The organism is Terrabacter sp. AAH1 (assembly GCF_054456855.1).
In genome coordinates this window covers 137,749-152,935 of record NZ_JBTJJV010000009.1, presented here as the reverse complement: position 1 = coordinate 152,935, position 15,187 = coordinate 137,749, and the positions used below count along the sequence as shown (strand labels likewise).

Annotated in this window: 12 protein-coding genes; 4 read left to right on the top strand and 8 right to left on the bottom strand. The window is 72.0% G+C overall.

Going from position 1 to position 15,187, the window contains the following annotated elements:
• Positions 1 to 8: 8 nt before the first annotated feature.
• Together pta and ACXR8F_RS14865 are read left to right on the top strand one after the other, a co-directional pair.
• Entirely contained in the window at positions 9 to 2,096 is a 2,088-nt protein-coding gene (gene pta, locus ACXR8F_RS14870; protein WP_458801576.1) for a phosphate acetyltransferase, read from the top strand.
• On the top strand, positions 2,093 to 3,274 hold the full coding sequence (locus tag ACXR8F_RS14865; RefSeq protein ID WP_458801574.1) for an acetate/propionate family kinase: 1,182 nt from the start codon (positions 2,093 to 2,095) through the stop codon (positions 3,272 to 3,274). The genes pta and ACXR8F_RS14865 overlap by 4 nt, the downstream gene beginning before the upstream one ends.
• On the opposite strand, the gene ACXR8F_RS14860 is transcribed toward ACXR8F_RS14865, so the two are convergent.
• Both ACXR8F_RS14860 and ACXR8F_RS14855 read right to left on the bottom strand, forming a co-directional pair.
• Positions 3,271 to 4,134, bottom strand: coding sequence for an SDR family oxidoreductase (locus ACXR8F_RS14860; RefSeq protein WP_458801572.1), 864 nt, complete (start codon positions 4,132 to 4,134; stop codon positions 3,271 to 3,273). The genes ACXR8F_RS14865 and ACXR8F_RS14860 overlap by 4 nt on opposite strands.
• Positions 4,135 to 4,185: 51 nt before the next feature.
• Entirely contained in the window at positions 4,186 to 4,749 is a 564-nt protein-coding gene (locus tag ACXR8F_RS14855) for a hypothetical protein (RefSeq protein ID WP_458801570.1), read from the bottom strand.
• A 144-nt stretch (positions 4,750 to 4,893) separates the two neighbouring features.
• Between ACXR8F_RS14855 and ACXR8F_RS14850 the strand changes: the two genes are divergently transcribed.
• Positions 4,894 to 6,108: an AI-2E family transporter gene (locus tag ACXR8F_RS14850; RefSeq protein WP_458801568.1), complete on the top strand. Its 1,215-nt coding sequence runs from the start codon at positions 4,894 to 4,896 to the stop codon at positions 6,106 to 6,108.
• A gap of 120 nt (positions 6,109 to 6,228) precedes the next feature.
• Here ACXR8F_RS14850 and ACXR8F_RS14845 read toward each other — a convergent pair whose 3' ends face one another.
• The 5 genes from ACXR8F_RS14845 to ACXR8F_RS14825 all read right to left on the bottom strand — a co-directional run bounded on the left by ACXR8F_RS14845 (position 6,229) and on the right by ACXR8F_RS14825 (position 11,834).
• The gene (locus tag ACXR8F_RS14845) at positions 6,229 to 7,374 is read right to left on the bottom strand and encodes a hypothetical protein (RefSeq protein ID WP_458801566.1); all 1,146 of its coding nucleotides are present in this window, start codon (positions 7,372 to 7,374) and stop codon (positions 6,229 to 6,231) included.
• A gap of 70 nt (positions 7,375 to 7,444) precedes the next feature.
• The gene (locus ACXR8F_RS14840; RefSeq protein ID WP_458801564.1) at positions 7,445 to 8,083 is read right to left on the bottom strand and encodes a GNAT family N-acetyltransferase; all 639 of its coding nucleotides are present in this window, start codon (positions 8,081 to 8,083) and stop codon (positions 7,445 to 7,447) included.
• A gap of 64 nt (positions 8,084 to 8,147) precedes the next feature.
• Positions 8,148 to 8,642 (bottom strand): MogA/MoaB family molybdenum cofactor biosynthesis protein, encoded by a 495-nt coding sequence (locus ACXR8F_RS14835; protein WP_458801562.1) that lies wholly within the window; start codon positions 8,640 to 8,642, stop codon positions 8,148 to 8,150.
• Complete coding sequence (moaC, locus tag ACXR8F_RS14830) at positions 8,635 to 9,192, bottom strand: cyclic pyranopterin monophosphate synthase MoaC (protein ID WP_458801560.1); 558 nt, start codon at positions 9,190 to 9,192, stop codon at positions 8,635 to 8,637. Before moaC ends, ACXR8F_RS14835 begins: the two co-directional genes overlap by 8 nt.
• A complete protein-coding gene (locus ACXR8F_RS14825) occupies positions 9,192 to 11,834 on the bottom strand; it encodes a UTP--glucose-1-phosphate uridylyltransferase (protein ID WP_458801558.1) in 2,643 nt (880 codons plus the stop codon). The genes moaC and ACXR8F_RS14825 overlap by 1 nt, the downstream gene beginning before the upstream one ends.
• A gap of 59 nt (positions 11,835 to 11,893) precedes the next feature.
• Here ACXR8F_RS14825 and ACXR8F_RS14820 point away from each other — a divergent pair, with 59 nt between their 5' ends.
• Positions 11,894 to 12,550, top strand: a complete 657-nt coding sequence (locus ACXR8F_RS14820) for a 5-formyltetrahydrofolate cyclo-ligase (protein ID WP_458801556.1) — start codon at positions 11,894 to 11,896, stop codon at positions 12,548 to 12,550.
• On the opposite strand, the gene ACXR8F_RS14815 is transcribed toward ACXR8F_RS14820, so the two are convergent.
• Positions 12,547 to 15,078 carry a penicillin acylase family protein gene (locus tag ACXR8F_RS14815; RefSeq protein ID WP_458801619.1) on the bottom strand — a complete coding sequence of 844 codons (2,532 nt, stop codon included), beginning with the start codon at positions 15,076 to 15,078 and terminating at the stop codon, positions 12,547 to 12,549. The two genes, ACXR8F_RS14820 and ACXR8F_RS14815, sit on opposite strands and share 4 nt — an antisense overlap.
• Positions 15,079 to 15,187: the final 109 nt, after the last annotated feature.

Below are 15,187 nucleotides of genomic sequence, written 5' to 3'. Positions count from 1 at the left end.
TTCGTGTCGTGAGCCGAAGCGTCTACGTCACCTCCCCGGAGGGTCTGACGGGCAAGTCCGCCGTGGCCCTGGGCCTGCTCGACGCCCTCCTCCGCGAGGTCGGTTCGGTCGGCGTCTTCCGCCCGCTGACCACGCTCGGCGGCAGCGGCCCGGACGACGAGGTCGACCACATCGTCGAGATGCTCGTCAGCCAACCCGGCGTCGACCAGACCTATGAGGAGGCCATCGGCGTCACCTACGCCCAGGCGCACGACGACCCCGACGAGGCGCTGCACGTCATCGTCGAGAAGTTCGGCGCCCTGAGCGCCCGCTTCGCCGTCGTCGTGGTCGTCGGCTCCGACTACACCGACGTCTCCACCGGCACCGAGCTGTCGTTCAACGCCAGGGTCGCTGCGAACCTCGGGTCGGCCGTCGTGCTCGTCGTGCACGGTCGCGGCCGCACGCCCGACCAGATCCGCGTGGCCGCCGACGGAGCGGTCGCCGAGCTGCGCGCCCACCACGCCCAGACGGTGGCCGTCGTCGCCAACCGAGTCGAGCCCGACGATCTCGACGAGGTGCGAAACGTCCTGTCGTCGTTGCCTTTTCCCGTCACCGGCGCCATCCCCGAGAACGCGCTGCTGTCGGCGCCGAGCTTCCGCGCGCTCGCCGAGGCCATCGACGCCCGGCTCGTCCTCGGCAGTGAGTCGTGGATGGACCGCGACAGCCTCGGCCTCGTCGTCGCCGCGATGAGCCTGCCCAACGTGCTGGCACGCATCGGGCCCGACGTCACGATCATCGCCCCGAGCGACCGCAGCGACCTCATCCCGGGCCTCCTCCTGGCGCACCAGTCGGGCACCTTCCCGACCCTGGCCGGCATCATCCTCACGGGCGGCTACCCGATCCCCGAGACGATCGCGCGACTCTCGGCCGGCGTGCAGCAGGACCTGCCCATCGCCCTCACCGACGACGGCACCTTCCGCACGGCCGAGCGCCTCATGCAGGTGCGCGGGCCGATGACCAAGGGGTCGCGCAACAAGATCGAGTCGGCGCGGCGCCTCTTCTCCGAGAGCATCGACGCCACAGCGCTGCTCGCCGCCATCGACGTGTCGGCCTCAGAGGTGCGCACGCCACTGATGTTCGAGTTCCAGCTCATGGAGCGGGCGCGGTCCGACCGTCGGCACATCGTGCTCCCCGAGAGCCAGGACGACCGCATCCTCGAGGCCGCCGACATCCTGCTGCGGCGCGGCGTCGCCGACCTCACGCTCCTCGGCGACGAGACGAAGGTGCGGGCCCGCGGCTCGAGTCTCGGCCTCGACCTCGACGCGGCAGCGGTGGTCTCGCCGCACGACCCCGAGCTGGTCGAGCGCTTCGCCGAGGAGTATGCCGCCGCGCGGGCGCACAAGGGCATGACCGTCGAGCGGGCGCGCGAGGTCGTCACCGACATCTCCTACTTCGGCACGATGATGGTGCACCTCGGCCTCGCCGACGGCATGGTCTCGGGTGCCGTGAACACGACGGCCCACACCATCCGGCCGGCCCTCGAGTTCGTCAAGACGGCCGAGGGCGTCAAGACGGTGTCGAGCGTCTTCCTCATGTGCCTCGCCGACCGCGTGCTCGTCTACGGCGACTGCGCCGTCATTCCCGACCCGAGCGCCGAGCAGCTCGCCGACATCGCGGTCTCGTCGGCGCAGACGGCGCAGCAGTTCGGCATCGAGCCCCGTGTCGCGATGCTGTCGTACTCCACCGGCGTCAGCGGGTCCGGCGCCGACGTCGAGAAGGTCAGGGCCGCGACGGAGCTCGTCACCGAGCGAGCCCCCGACCTCGCGCTCGCCGGACCGATCCAGTACGACGCCGCCATCGACCCCGACGTCGGCCGCGCGAAGATGCCCGACTCCCCGGTGGCCGGCCACGCCACCGTGTTCGTCTTCCCCGACCTCAACACGGGCAACAACACCTACAAGGCGGTGCAGCGCAGCGCTCACGCCGTCGCCATCGGCCCGGTGCTGCAGGGCCTGCGCAAGCCGGTCAACGACCTGTCGCGAGGCGCCCTCGTCGACGACATCGTCAACACCGTCGCCATCACGGCGGTCCAGGCCCAGCAGGGAGCAGCCCGTTGAGCGAGAACCACACTCACCCGTCCGATGCGTCGAGCGGCCCCCAGCCGGTCCTCGTCCTCAACGCCGGCTCGTCGTCGCTGAAGTACCAGCTCGTCGTTCCCGAGAGCGGCGAGAAGCAGGCGGGCGGCACGATCGAGCGCATCGGCGAGTCCGGCAGCGACGTCGCCGACCACTCGGCGGCGCTGGAGCGGATGACCGACGAGCTGCGGGGCGACGGCATCGACCTCGGGAGCGTCCGGCTGCGCGCCGTGGGCCACCGGGTCGTGCACGGCGGGCCCGACTTCTCCGAGCCGGTCGTCATCGACGACGCCGTGCTCGACCGGGTGCGCCAGCTGAGCGCCCTTGCGCCACTGCACAACCCAGCCGCCGTCACAGGCATCGAGGCAGCCCGCGCGCACTTCGACGTGCCGCACGTCGCCGTCTTCGACACCGCCTTCTTCTCCTCGCTCCCGCCGGCAGCGTCGACGTATGCCGTGCCCCGCGACCTCGCGCAGAAGCACGCGATCCGACGCTACGGCTTCCACGGCACCTCGCACCAGTGGGTGTCGCAGGCCGCCGCCGACCTGCTCGACCGGCCGGTCGGCGAGCTGCGGCAGGTCATCCTGCACCTCGGCAACGGCTGCTCGGCCTCTGCGGTGCGCGGCGGCGTCGCGGTCGACACGTCCATGGGCCTGACCCCGCTGCAGGGACTCGTCATGGGCACCCGCTCCGGCGACGTCGACCCCGGCCTGCACGCATACCTCGGCCGTGAAGCGAGCCTCTCGCTCGACGAGATCGACACCCTGCTCAACAAGAAGTCGGGGGTGCTGGGGCTCAGTGGTGTCAACGACTTCCGCGAGCTCGAGCAGCGCCTCGCCGACGGCGACGCAGACGCCCGCCTCGCGTTCGACGTCGTCGTGCACCGGCTCAAGCACTACGTCGGCGCGTACCTCGCGATCCTCGGCGGCATCGACGTGCTCGTCTTCACCGCAGGCATCGGCGAGAACAGCGTCGCCCTGCGCTCGGCCGTGACCGAGGGGCTCGAGGGTCTCGGCATCTCGATCGACCGGGCCCGCAACGGTGCCCGCTCGAAGCAGGCGCGGGTCATCTCGCCCGACGGGTCGCGCGTGGTCGTCGCCGTCGTGCCGACCAACGAGGAGCTGGCCATCGCCCGCCAGACCGCTGCGCTGGTCGGCTAGCGCCGCGACTCGAGGTAGGCGCGCAGCGAGAGCGGCGGCCGGCCGGTGAGGCGCTCGACGTCGTCGGTCACGCCGTCGAGCTCGCCCTTCGCAGCGGCCATGTAGGTCGACACCCACGCGTCGACCTGCCAGTCCGGAACCCCGTAGACCGCGCGCGACGCGTATGCCTCCTCCACCGTCTCGTCGTGGAAGCTCACGTCACGGCCGGTGACCTCGCCGACGACGGCCGCCATCTCGGAGAAGGTCAACGCCTCGGGACCAGTGAGGCTGTAGGTCTCGCCGGCGTGCGCGGACGGGTCGAGGAGCACCGCCGTCGCGACCCGCGCGATGTCCTCGTGCGCCACGACGGCGACCCGCCCGTTGCCCGCCGGCCCACGGATGACGCCGTCCTCACCGACCATCTGGTCGACGAACTCGAGGTAGAGGTTGTCGCGCAGGAAGGTCCACGCCATGCCGGAGTCACCCAGGTGCTGCTCGGTCGCTGCGTGGTCGCGCGCCAGCGTGAAGGTCGCGTCCGGCGCCGCACCGAAGAACGACACGTACACGACGTGCCGCACGCCCGCAGCTGCGGCAGCGTCGACGAACGCGCGGTGCTCGGCGAGACGGTGCTCGTTCTCGGCGGCGGACACCATGAAGAGGGTCTCCACCCCTGCCAGCGCCGCCTCCGAGGCGGCCCGGTCGGCGTACGCGGCCCGGACCGGCAGCGCTCCCGCGAGGTCGGGCGCGCGGCCGACGTCGCGGACGAGCAACCGCTGGGGCACGCCCTTCGCCGCGAGGTCGCGGGCGACGAGGCCACCGAGCCAGCCCGTCGAGCCGGTGACGGCAAGCGTGGGACGGTCGGCCGCAGAGGTGTCACTCATCCCCCGAGCGTACGCAGCCGCAGACGCCACCGGGATCGCGGAGGCGGGCGGTCAGGGGAGCCGAACCAGCGCGGTGAGGTCCGCACAGTCGAGCCCCACCGACCCCATGCGCTCGGTGATCGGCAGAGCCCCGCCGCGGGGGACCACCATCCTCGCCGTCGCCCCGCGGGCGAGCGCCTCGGCGACCTTCTCGCGAGCGTCGACGAGCCGCGTCCAGTCGTCGAGCCACTCGTCGACGGGGACGTCATCCGCGCGCACCCGCGGGTCGAGAGCGCCCCTCACGCCGTCCACGAACGTGCGGATGGCCCTGTCCTGCGCCGCGATCGCGGCGGCCCGCTGCGGCGCCTGCAGCGCACGATCGACAGGGTTCGCCGCCAGGTCCGCCCGCAGCCTGGTGCACCCGGCGTCCACGACCTCCATGACCTCCGGACGGTCGATCAGCTCGATCCGGTCGTGGGTCGCATAGACCCACAGCCCCACCGCAAAGATCGTCACGAGCGCGGCAACGGTCACGCCCGTCAGCCCGATCAGCACCGCAGCCACCCACCAGCCGACGTCACGGTGACGGCGCGGCGGAGGTGGCAGCGGCGGCGCCTTCGGCCACGGGATGGTCACCTGCCGAGTGTCGCCAGTCCCGCGCCCGTCGCGCAGCGAGGCTGCCGCTCGATGCCAGATCGTGATGCCTCGAGTGCCGTTTTGGGCGGGGAGGAGAAGGGGTCGGTCCCCCGGAAGCGGCTCGCGGCGGCATACGGTGGCTCCGTGACCGACAAAGCGGCTGACGCCCCCTCCGTCCGGACGCCCGAGCCCCCGGCCCCCGCAAACCCCCCTGCCGACGAGGTGGCGCCGCCCTTCGCGCCCGAGCTGCCAGGCATCGAGGCGGCCGAGGTGCCGCCCGGCATGCGCATCGCAGCCGACTGGGCCTGGCGCATCCTCCTCATCGGCGCCGCCCTCTACGTGCTGTCCCAGGCGGTGCGAGCCGTCTCCGAGATCATCGTGCCGGTGGCCATCGCCATCCTGCTCACCGCGCTGCTGCGACCGGTCGCCCTGTGGCTGCAGGCCCGTCGGCTCAAGCCCGGCGGCGCCGCAGGACTCACCGTCCTCGGCATGCTCATCCTCGTCAGCGCCATGTTCACCCTCGTCGGGTCGCAGTTCAGCAGCGGCTTCTCCGACCTGACGTCCCAGGTCGCCACCGGGCTCGAGCGCATCCGCGACTGGGTGCGCACGACGTTCAAGATCACCGACGCCCAGTTCGACGAGTACTTCAACACGGTCCGCGACAAGGTCAGCCAGTCGGGCAACCTCGGAGACACCGCTACCTCGGTCGGCCTGACGGCCACGCACTTCATCGCCGGGCTGTTCATCGCGCTCTTCTCGCTCTTCTTCTTCCTCTACGAGGGGCCGCGCATCTGGGGCTGGGTCGTGCGGCTCTTCCCGCGCGCCACCCGCCCGCGCGTCGACTCGTCCGGGATCATCGCCTGGCACCAGCTGTCCGCCTTCGTGCGGGCCACGATGATCGTCGCGTTCGTCGACGCGATCGGCATCGCCGCCGGCGCCGCGATCCTCAAGGTGCCGTTCGCCTTCGCCATCGGCATCCTCGTGTTCCTGCTGGCGTTCATCCCCATCGTCGGCGCCCTGCTGTCCGGAGCCGTCGCGGTGCTGCTCGCGCTCGTCGCGCACGGCCCGGGGGTCGCGCTCATCATGCTGGCCGTCGTCATCGGCGTGCAGCAGCTCGAGTCGCACGTGCTTCAGCCGTTCCTGCTCGGCAAGGCCGTCAGCGTGCACCCGCTCGCCGTCATCCTCGCCATCGCGACCGGGTCGATCATCGCGGGCATCGTGGGGGCGCTCGTGGCCGTCCCGTTCGCGGCGGTGCTCAACGCGGTCGGCAAGCACCTCTTCAGCGACGAGAGCCCCCAGCAGCTCGACCGAGAGCTCTCCGAGTCCGCCGACGACGGCAGCGCCCCAGCCAACGCCTGACCGGCCCGGGGCCCCGGCCCCAGCCCCGGCCCCGGGACCGGCCGGGCCGTCCCCCGGCACAGACCGCGACACGTCCGCCGGGGCGAGGTTGTACGTGGGCGAGGTGTGAGCCGGTCAGCCCTACTGCGAGACGGCGCGACGGGCGAAGAGAGCCCGGTCGTCGAGCTCCTCGGCCTCGTCGGCGAACTCCGGGGTGTCGAAGACGTCGGCGGGGATGCCGCCCTCGGTGAAGCGCGGCTCGGCCTTCGCCTTGAGCGCATAGGTGGGCTTCGGCACGGGCACGGGGCTCCAGCTGCCCTCGGGCGTGGCCTCCGGCTCGGACTCAGCGGCCACCTCGTTCGCGACCGGAGCCTGCACGTCGAAGACGCCCGGCTCGACCGGCGCCGGAGCCTGAGCATGTGCCGCCGGCGCGTCGGCCGACGTGGTCTGCACGGTCACCATCTGCTCGACGCCGACAGCCACGGCGGAGGCCGAGCTGCGGATGACCTGGGTGTCCTCGCTCGACAGGACGGGAACGTGCGTCGCGGTCCAGTCGTAGTCGTCGCGACGGCGCTCGCGGCGGCGACGACGGCCGCGGGCCTCGCGCCCGTCGCGCGCCTCGGGCCGGGCGGTGCGCAGCTTGTCGGCCTGGGCCTCGGCCCGCAGCCACACGAGCACGGCGGCGACGGTGAGCACGGCGAACGGGATCGAGATCCACATCAGCAGCCCGGTGACGGTGAGGACGATCGAGGTCGGAACCCACAACAGCGCCACGAGGAGCAGCACGGCGCGAACTCGCCTCTGCCCCATCGGAACTCGAGCAGGTGCCGGAGCACTGACGGGCCGACGGCGGGGCCCGGGAGTGCTCGACTGGCGCGCTGACTCGTGCATGCGGTCCACCTCGGTGGCGTAGGGAGCGATGTCGTGGTCGGTGTGACTCGACGGCGCCGACGTCACGTCGGCGAGCTCGGTCGCGTGGACCAGCTCGTCGGTGCGGCGTGCCACGAGGGGCGAGTGGCGGCGCGAGGAGCCGGCGGGAACGGCCCGCTTCACGTCGACCGTCGGGCCGCCCACGCGGGCGGGCTTGACGGCATACGAGTGGGGCCGGGGGGTGCTCAGCTCGGTCGTGGGCAGGGCGGGACGCTTCTCGAGGACGCGCATGGCCTCGGAGAACCCGTCGACGGAACGCGTGGCGGCGGCGTCCTCGCGGCGGCGCGCCCAGTGCTGGATCAGATAGGCAGCCCAGATCGCCACGATGACGACGAAGATGAGGCTGCTGACTGGCACGTGACCCACGGTAGGACGCGCCTCGACGCACACCCCGCACATTCGAGGCGTGTCGCGCAAGAGGCTGGTGTTACACCTGTGACAGGCGTGTCATGAGGGTCGCTCCCTCGAGGTCCTCGGTCGTCACGGCGAACGACCGGTGGTCGCGCCACGCTCCGTCGATGTGGAGGAACCGCCGGCGTACGCCCTCGTCGCGCAGGCCGAGCCGCTCCACCACCCGCAGCGACTTCTCGTTGTCGAGCCGGATGTTGACCTCGACTCGGTGCAGGCCACCCGCGCCGAGGGCATGGTCGACGGCCAGGGCCAGCGCGCGGGTGGCGATCCCCCGCCCGGTCACCGACTCGTCGAGCCAGTAGCCGGCAGCGCCGGACTGCTGCGCCGCGCGGACGATCCCGAAGAGGTGCACCTGCCCGACGATGCGGCCGCCGACCTCGATGCACCACGGCATCGCGCGGTCGGCGCGGGCCTCGGCGTCGAGGTCGCGCACGAACTGGCGGAACGACACCGGCGGCCGCGCCGGCGCACCCGGGGGCAGGGTCGGCTCCCAGGGCTGCACGTGAGCGGCGTTGTCGCGGCGCACCCGCTGCCAGTCACGCTCGTCGTCGAGGCGCAGAGGTCGCAGCACCAGCGGCGGGTCGGCCGAGGCGTCACGCAGGACGACGGGCCACTGGGCCCGGCCGTCGCGGTGCGGACGCCACGGCATCCTCATGCCGGCCCCGCCGTCGGCAGGGGGACGAGACCCGTCGTGCAGACCGCGGACGTCGCAAGCGCCATCAGTGGTCGCTGCCCGGGACCTGGTCGAGGGCGTGCCCGAGCACCGGCTCGAGCACGTCGAGCGCGTCGGCCACCCCGCCGCGCGAGCCGGGGAGGTTGGCGACGAACGTGTGGCCGGCCAGGCCGACGAGCCCCCTCGAGAGCATCGCCGTCGGCACGCCCTTGGCCACGCCGGCCGCCCGGATCGCTTCCGCGACACCGGGAACGAGCCGGTCGAGCAGCGGGGCGGTCTGCTCCGGCGTCACGTCGGTGGGCGTCAGACCCGTGCCGCCGCTGGTGAGGACGAGCGCCGGCTCGCCGGCGAGGGCCACGCGAAGCGCGCGACCGAGCTCGTCGCCGTCGGGCACGACCACCGGGTCACCGACCTCGAAGCCCCAGGCCCGCAGACGCTCGACGACGACCGGCCCCGACCTGTCCTCGTAGGCGCCGGCCGCCGCCCGGGTCGACGCCACGACCACGACCGCGCTGCGCCCGGCGCCGAAACCGTCACTCACGCCAGTCCCCCGACCGTCCCCCCGATTTCGCGGTGACGCGCACGTCGGTGATGCGGGCGTGCTTGTCGACCGCCTTGACCATGTCGATGAGGGCGAGCGCCGCGACGGACACCGCCGTCAGCGCCTCCATCTCGATGCCGGTGCGGTCGGCCGTGCGCACCGTCGCCGAGATGTCGGCACCGTCGTCGGCGACCGTGACGTCGACCTCGACGCCGTGGACCGCGATCGGGTGTGCCAGCGGGATCAGCTCGGGGGTGCGCTTGACCGCCTGTATGCCGGCGATGCGGGCCACCGCGAGCGCGTCGCCCTTCGGCACGGTGCCCGACCTCAGCGCCGCGACGGCGTCGGCACTCAGCAGCACGCGCCCGGCGGCGCTCGCCTCACGGGCCGTGACCGCCTTGGCGGAGACGTCGACCATGTGGGCGGTGCCGTCGGCGCGCACGTGGGTGAGCGACGGATCTGTCACGTCTGGCGGGTGAGCCGGTGCGGTGGGGTCGGCAGGCTCGTTGGGGTCCGAAAGGCCGCTCGGGCTCGTCCCCGGCGTGCTCATCAGGCGTCCCGGTCGAGCACGAGCACGTCGACGACCTCACCGGCGACGAGCTCGGTGACGTCCTCGGGCACGACGAAGAGGGCGTTGGCCTTCGCGAGGTCGGCGACGAAGTGCGACCCCTGCCCGGCGACCGGCACGGCCACGAGCGTGCCCTCGGCGGACCGCGAGACGACGGCGCGCCCGAACTGACGCCGCCCGCCGTACGACTCGACCCCCGAGATCAGGGTGGCGGGCCGCAGGCGGCGCTTCTCGGGGTTGAGCCGCATCAGGCGACGCAGCGCCGGACGAACGAACACCTCGAACGAGACGAACGACGACACCGGGTTGCCGGGCAGCGCGAAGAGCGGCACCCGACGCCCGTTCGGGCCGGTGAGCAGTCCGAAGCCCTGCGGCTTGCCGGGCTGCATGGCCACCTTGACGAAGTCGATGCCCTCACCCTGGAGGGCGCTCTTGACGACGTCGTAGGCGCCCATCGAGACGCCGCCGCTCGTGATGACGACATCGGCCTCGCCGACCACCTCGTCGAGCGCCTTGACGAGCTCGTCGTCGGAGTCGCCGACTGCGGCGCGGATCTCGGCGGAGGCCCCCGCACCCACGGCGGCAGCCCACAGCATGGACGAGTTGGAGTCGTGGATCTGACCGGGCTGCAACGGTTTTCCGGGCTCGACGAGCTCCGCACCGGTCGAGAGGACGACGACGTGCGGGCGACGGTGCACCTCGACCTCCGCGTAGCCGCACGCGGCCAGCAGTGCGATCGTGCGCGCCCCGACCACCTCGCCGGCCGAGACGACGACCGACCCCGAGGCGACGTCCTCGCCGCGCGGTCGCACGTAGCGACCGGAATCGACCGCGACGCGGCACTCGACCTCTCCGGTCGCCGCGCCGTCGGTGTCCTCGACCGCGATGACGGCGTCGGCGCCCTCGGGCATCGGTGCACCCGTCATGATGCGCGCCGCCTCGCCCGGGCCCACCGAGAAGGTGGGGGCGTCTCCCGCAGCGACCTCGCCGACGATGCGCAGCCGGACCGGAGCGTCGGACGCACCCGCGAGCGACTCGGCGCGGACGGCATACCCGTCCATCGACGAGTTGTCGAAGTGCGGCAGGTCGACCTTGGCGCGCACGTCGCGAGCCACGACGAGGCCGAGGGCCTCGGTGAGCGGGGTCCACTCGGTCGGGGACGGCTCGAGGGTCGACAGGATCGCCTTGAGGTGCTCGTCGACCGTGCGCACGTCGCCGGGCGTCTCGACGGGCACCGTTGCCGGAGTGGGCAGCTCGCCCAGAACGGCGTCATCGAGCACGCGCCGGTAGCCGTCGATGAGCACCTCGCCGACGCACCTGACGTTGCGGCCGAAGACCGGGTCGCCGATGACGCGCAGGCTCGTGCAGTCGCGCATCGAGGGCACGCCGTTGGGGAAGCGCTTCTCGAAGCCGGGCACGAAGCGGTAGGCGGAGTCGAGGTCGACGAACGGCTCGGGCCCGTCGACGGCCGCCACGACGTGGTACTCGTCGTCGAGCGAGAAGAAGTCGGAGCGGATGACCAGCAGGTCGTTGGTCGTCTTGACGGGACGGAACCGCGTGCGCGGCACCAGCAGCGCCTCCGAGCCCTCGAAGACCTCGATCGCCGTGCCCATCGCCGACTCCATCTGGATGACCTCAGGCGAGGACGGGTCGGCAGGGTCGACGTTCTTGCGGTTGACGATGATGGGCAGCCCGAGCACGCCCTCCTTGGCGGTCATCCGCTCACGCAGCACCCGCAGGTCGATCCACACGTTGTTGGCGTTGAAGGTGTTGTGCCGCTTGATGTCGCGGAAGTGCCGCTCGTCGCCCTCGGCCACCTGGGCGGTGTCGCGCAGCACGATGCGCCCGTCGGCCTTGCGCACCGCCAGGTGACCGCCCTTGCGGTCGCTCTTGGTGCGCTTGCAGACCTCGGCGACATACGGGAGCCCGTGCTCGACCATCCACGCGGCGACGTCGGGGTCGCACGTGGCGCCGAGGTTGTCGGAGTTGGAGAGGAACGCGTAGCGGATCCCCTTCTCCAGCAGGGCGTCGAGCACCCCGGAGGTCACGAGGGAGACGTAGACGTCACCGTGACCCGGCGGGCACCACTCGAGCTCGGGGTCGGCGGGCCACTCGACCGGCATGAGGTCATCGGGGCGCAGCTTCGGCTCGGCGTTCTGGATGAAGTCCAGCGGGAGACCCTCGACGGGCAGGTCGGCGTACTTCGAGAGGATCTTGAGCGACTCCTCCGACGTGCGGAAGGAGTTCATCAGCACGAGCGGCAGCTCGACGTCCCACCGCTTGCGCAGCGCGAGCACCTGCAGGGCGATGATGTCGAGGAAGGTCAGGCCGTCCTTGACCTCGAGGGCCGACTTCGCGCCGGTCATGCCCATCCCGGTGCCGAGGCCGCCGTTGAGCTTGATGACGGCCGTGCGCGACAGCGCCTCGCGCGCCTCCTCGTCGGAGACCTGCACCTCCGTAAGGGTCTGCACCTCGCCGAGGGGCTCGATGGAGTCCTCGGGGATCGTGCCCTGGGCGCCGTCCTGCAGCTGCGTGTAGTAGTGCTCGAACACCTTGATCGCCTCGGGACCGAGGCCCCGCTCGCGCATCAGTGCGACGGACGCCTGGAGCCCCTGGTCACTCATGGCCATCACCTTACGATGGGCGGTATGTGGCGCAGCCGAGTGCGGCAAATGTGGACCCCGTGAGCGCTCCCGACAAGCGTGACCTCCGTCACGCCGCACGTGCCCGCCGGCGTGGGCTCGCCGCCTCGATGGACCGCGAGGCGTCGGCGGCCGCCCTCGCAGAGGCGGTGCTGCGCTTCGTCCCCGACCCGTCCCGGGTGGCCGTCTACGAGTCGCTGCCCGACGAGCCGCCCACCGGACGCCTCGTCGAGGAGCTGCTCGACGCCGGGCACGAGGTCATCGTGCCCGTGGTCCTCGACGACTGGTCGCTCCAGTGGAGGTATGCCGTCCGCGGCGCCTCGGGCGACCGCACGACCGTGAGCCGGCCCAGCCGTCTCGCCGCGGCCGCCGACACCGGTACCGCCACCGACACCGCCACCGACACCGACGAGGACACCGACGCGTATGCCGCGCGGGACGGCTGGCTCGGCACCGACGCCCTCGCGACGTGCGACCTCGTCGTCACTCCCGGCCTGTCCGTCGACGCGCACGGCACCCGCCTCGGCCAGGGCGGTGGCTGCTACGACCGCGCCCTGCTGCACCGCGACTCCGCGGCGCCCGTCATCACGCTGCTGCACGAGGGCGAGCAGAGCGAGGCCGACCTGCCGAGCGATGACCACGACGTGCCGGTCGACGGCTACGTGACGACGACGGGTCGCGTGGTCCGCCTGCGCTAGGGCGTCGTCGCCGGCTTCAGCGGGACGAGGGTGAGCTCGTCGGCGGAGGCGTCGCGTACGGCGTTCTGGTTGAACGGCCACGGGAAGGTCTCGTTGGCCGCCCACGCGTCCACCTGGTCGGCGTAGTGGTCGTCGTACGTGTGCCCGGACTGCCCGGTCGAGTTGACCCAGCGTGACGCGTCGAGGTTGCCGAGGTCGACGACCATGCGCATCGACGGCCCGTTGGTGACGTCGTAGCCCGGCTTCGAGGCGTTCCACGAGTTGGCGTTGACGATAGAGTTGCCGCCGCCGAGCTCGATGTCCTCACGGTTGAAGAGGCTCTGCACCACGGACGGCACGCCCTCGGCGCCCATCACCTGGTGCTTGAGGTCGAGCTGGTGCAGCCGGCCCCAGCGCCACGTCGCCGGCACCTTGCCGAGCTCACGGGCCAGGTCGAGCCGGGCCTCGACGAGGGCGCGCTTGAGGATCTCGCCCGAGCCCTCGGTGACCCCTGGCGTCGTCTTGTCGTCCCACCAGTCGTTCTTGGGGTCCTTGAGCAGCTGCTCCATGACGACCATCCACCGGCTGCCGCCGTCCGGGGCGATGTCGGGCGGCAGCTCGTCGAAGGTCAGCTCGAGGAGGTACTTCCACACCGCGTTGTAGTACGCGGCGGAGGCGGAGTCACGGGACTTGTCGCTGGGCTGGCCGCCGTCCCAGTCACGCAGCAGCCGCTGGGCCTGGGCCGTGAAGTCGTCGACCTGGACGGCGAGCAGCCGCTCGACGAGGCCCGACGCGTACGTGTTGCGGCTGTCGCCCTGGATCTGCGTCATCGTCTCGGGCGAGACCTTCGGCGCCGCCGCCAGCAGGGTGCGGATGCGCTGGGCCCGGAAGCCGTAGTCCCACTCCGAGGTGAGGAACGGGGTCTGGCTCGCCGTGACGGCCTGGTTGGCGGTGACGATGAAACCCTCGGCCGGGTCGAACGTCTGCGGCAGGTCGTCGAAGGGCACGTAGCCCTTCCAGTCCCACTGCGAGTCCCAGCCGGGCGCCGGCCAGAAGCCGGGCGGCGCGCCCGGGGTCGAGGAGCGGCGGACGGGGATCTTGCCCGGCGCCTGGTAGCCGATGTGGCCCGCGGTGTCGGCGTAGACGAGGTTCTGCGACGGCACCGAGAAGAGCGCGGCCGCCTTGCGGAAGTCGGACCAGCTGCCGGCCTTGTTGAGCGCGAAGATCGCGTCGGCCGTCGTGCCCGGGGTCAGCGCCGTCCAGGCCAGCGACACTGCATACCTGTTGGACTGGGCGGCCCCACGCACGACGCTGCGGTCGCCGGCGGTGTCGATGGCCGGCACGACGTCGGACAGGATCGGCCCGTGCACGGTCGAGCGCACGGTGATGGGGACGTCGGCCCCGCCCCCGACCTTGATGACCTCCTTGCGCTGGACGAGCGGCTCGTTGCTGCCGTCGCGCAGGTACGAGTCGCCGGTGACCTGCTCGAGGAAGAAGTCGGTGACGTCGGGGCCGAGGTTCGTCATGCCCCAGGCGACCTTGTCGTTGTGGCCGATGACGACGCCGGGCAGGCCCGAGAAGGTGAAGCCCGAGACCCGGAACGGGCACGCAGCGCTCACCGTGCGGCACTGGAGGTTGACCTGCCCCCAGATGCCGGGGATGGACAGGGCCAGGTGGGGGTCGTTGGCGAGCAGCGGTTTGCCGGTGGTCGTGCGGCTGCCGGAGACGACCCACGAGTTGGAGCCGATGCCGTCGCCGCGCCCGAGCAGGGCCGGCACGGCCTCGATCGACGCGAGCGCCGACGCGACGGCCGTGCTGCCGTCGGCGGAGCGGAACTGCCGGAGCGCGGCAGGCTCGGCGCTGGCTGCCTGGTCGACCTCGGCCGCTGGCTGCCAGTCCTGGGGCGAGAGGATCGGCAGGTTCCGGTCGACCGGGTAGGGCGGGTAGAGCAGGTTGATCTGCTTGAGCGAGCGCGTGGTCCGCGACAGCTGCGCGCGGGCGAGCTCGTCGCGGTAGTCGCCGCGCAGGTCCCAGGCCATCGCCTTGAGCCATGCCAGCGAGTCGACGGGGGTCCACGGCTCGACGCGGTAGTTCGGGTTGCGCCGCGAGAGCACGGTGTACTCGAGCGACATCTTCTCCGGAGAGCCGGCCTGCTTGATGTACGCGTTGACACCGTCGGCGTACGCCTGGAGGTACTGCCGCGTCTCGGGCGCGAGCTTGGGCAGCTCCTGCTCGGCGACGCGACGCCACCCCATCGTGCGGATCACCTTGTCGGTGTCGACGGCCGAGCTGCCGACGAGCTCGGCGAGCCGGCCGGCCGTCACGTGCCGGCGCAGGTCCATCTCGAAGAAGCGGTCCTGGGCGCTGACGAAGCCCTGCGCGCGGAAGAGGTCGTTGGCGTTGTCGGCGTAGATCGACGGGATGCCGCGGTCGTCGCGGCTGACGGAGACCGCGCTGGTCAGGCCCTCGATCTGCAGCTCGCCGGCCGTCTCGGGGAACGACTGCCGCACCACGGAGATCGCCACGATGCTCGTCCCGACCACCGCCATGACGAGGAGGACGACGAGGAGCAGGACGATCTGACGAGCGCGCTTCAACCGTGACACGCGAACGAGCCTAGGCCACCGCCGAGAGGCGCGGCCCACGCCCGGAGGGCGC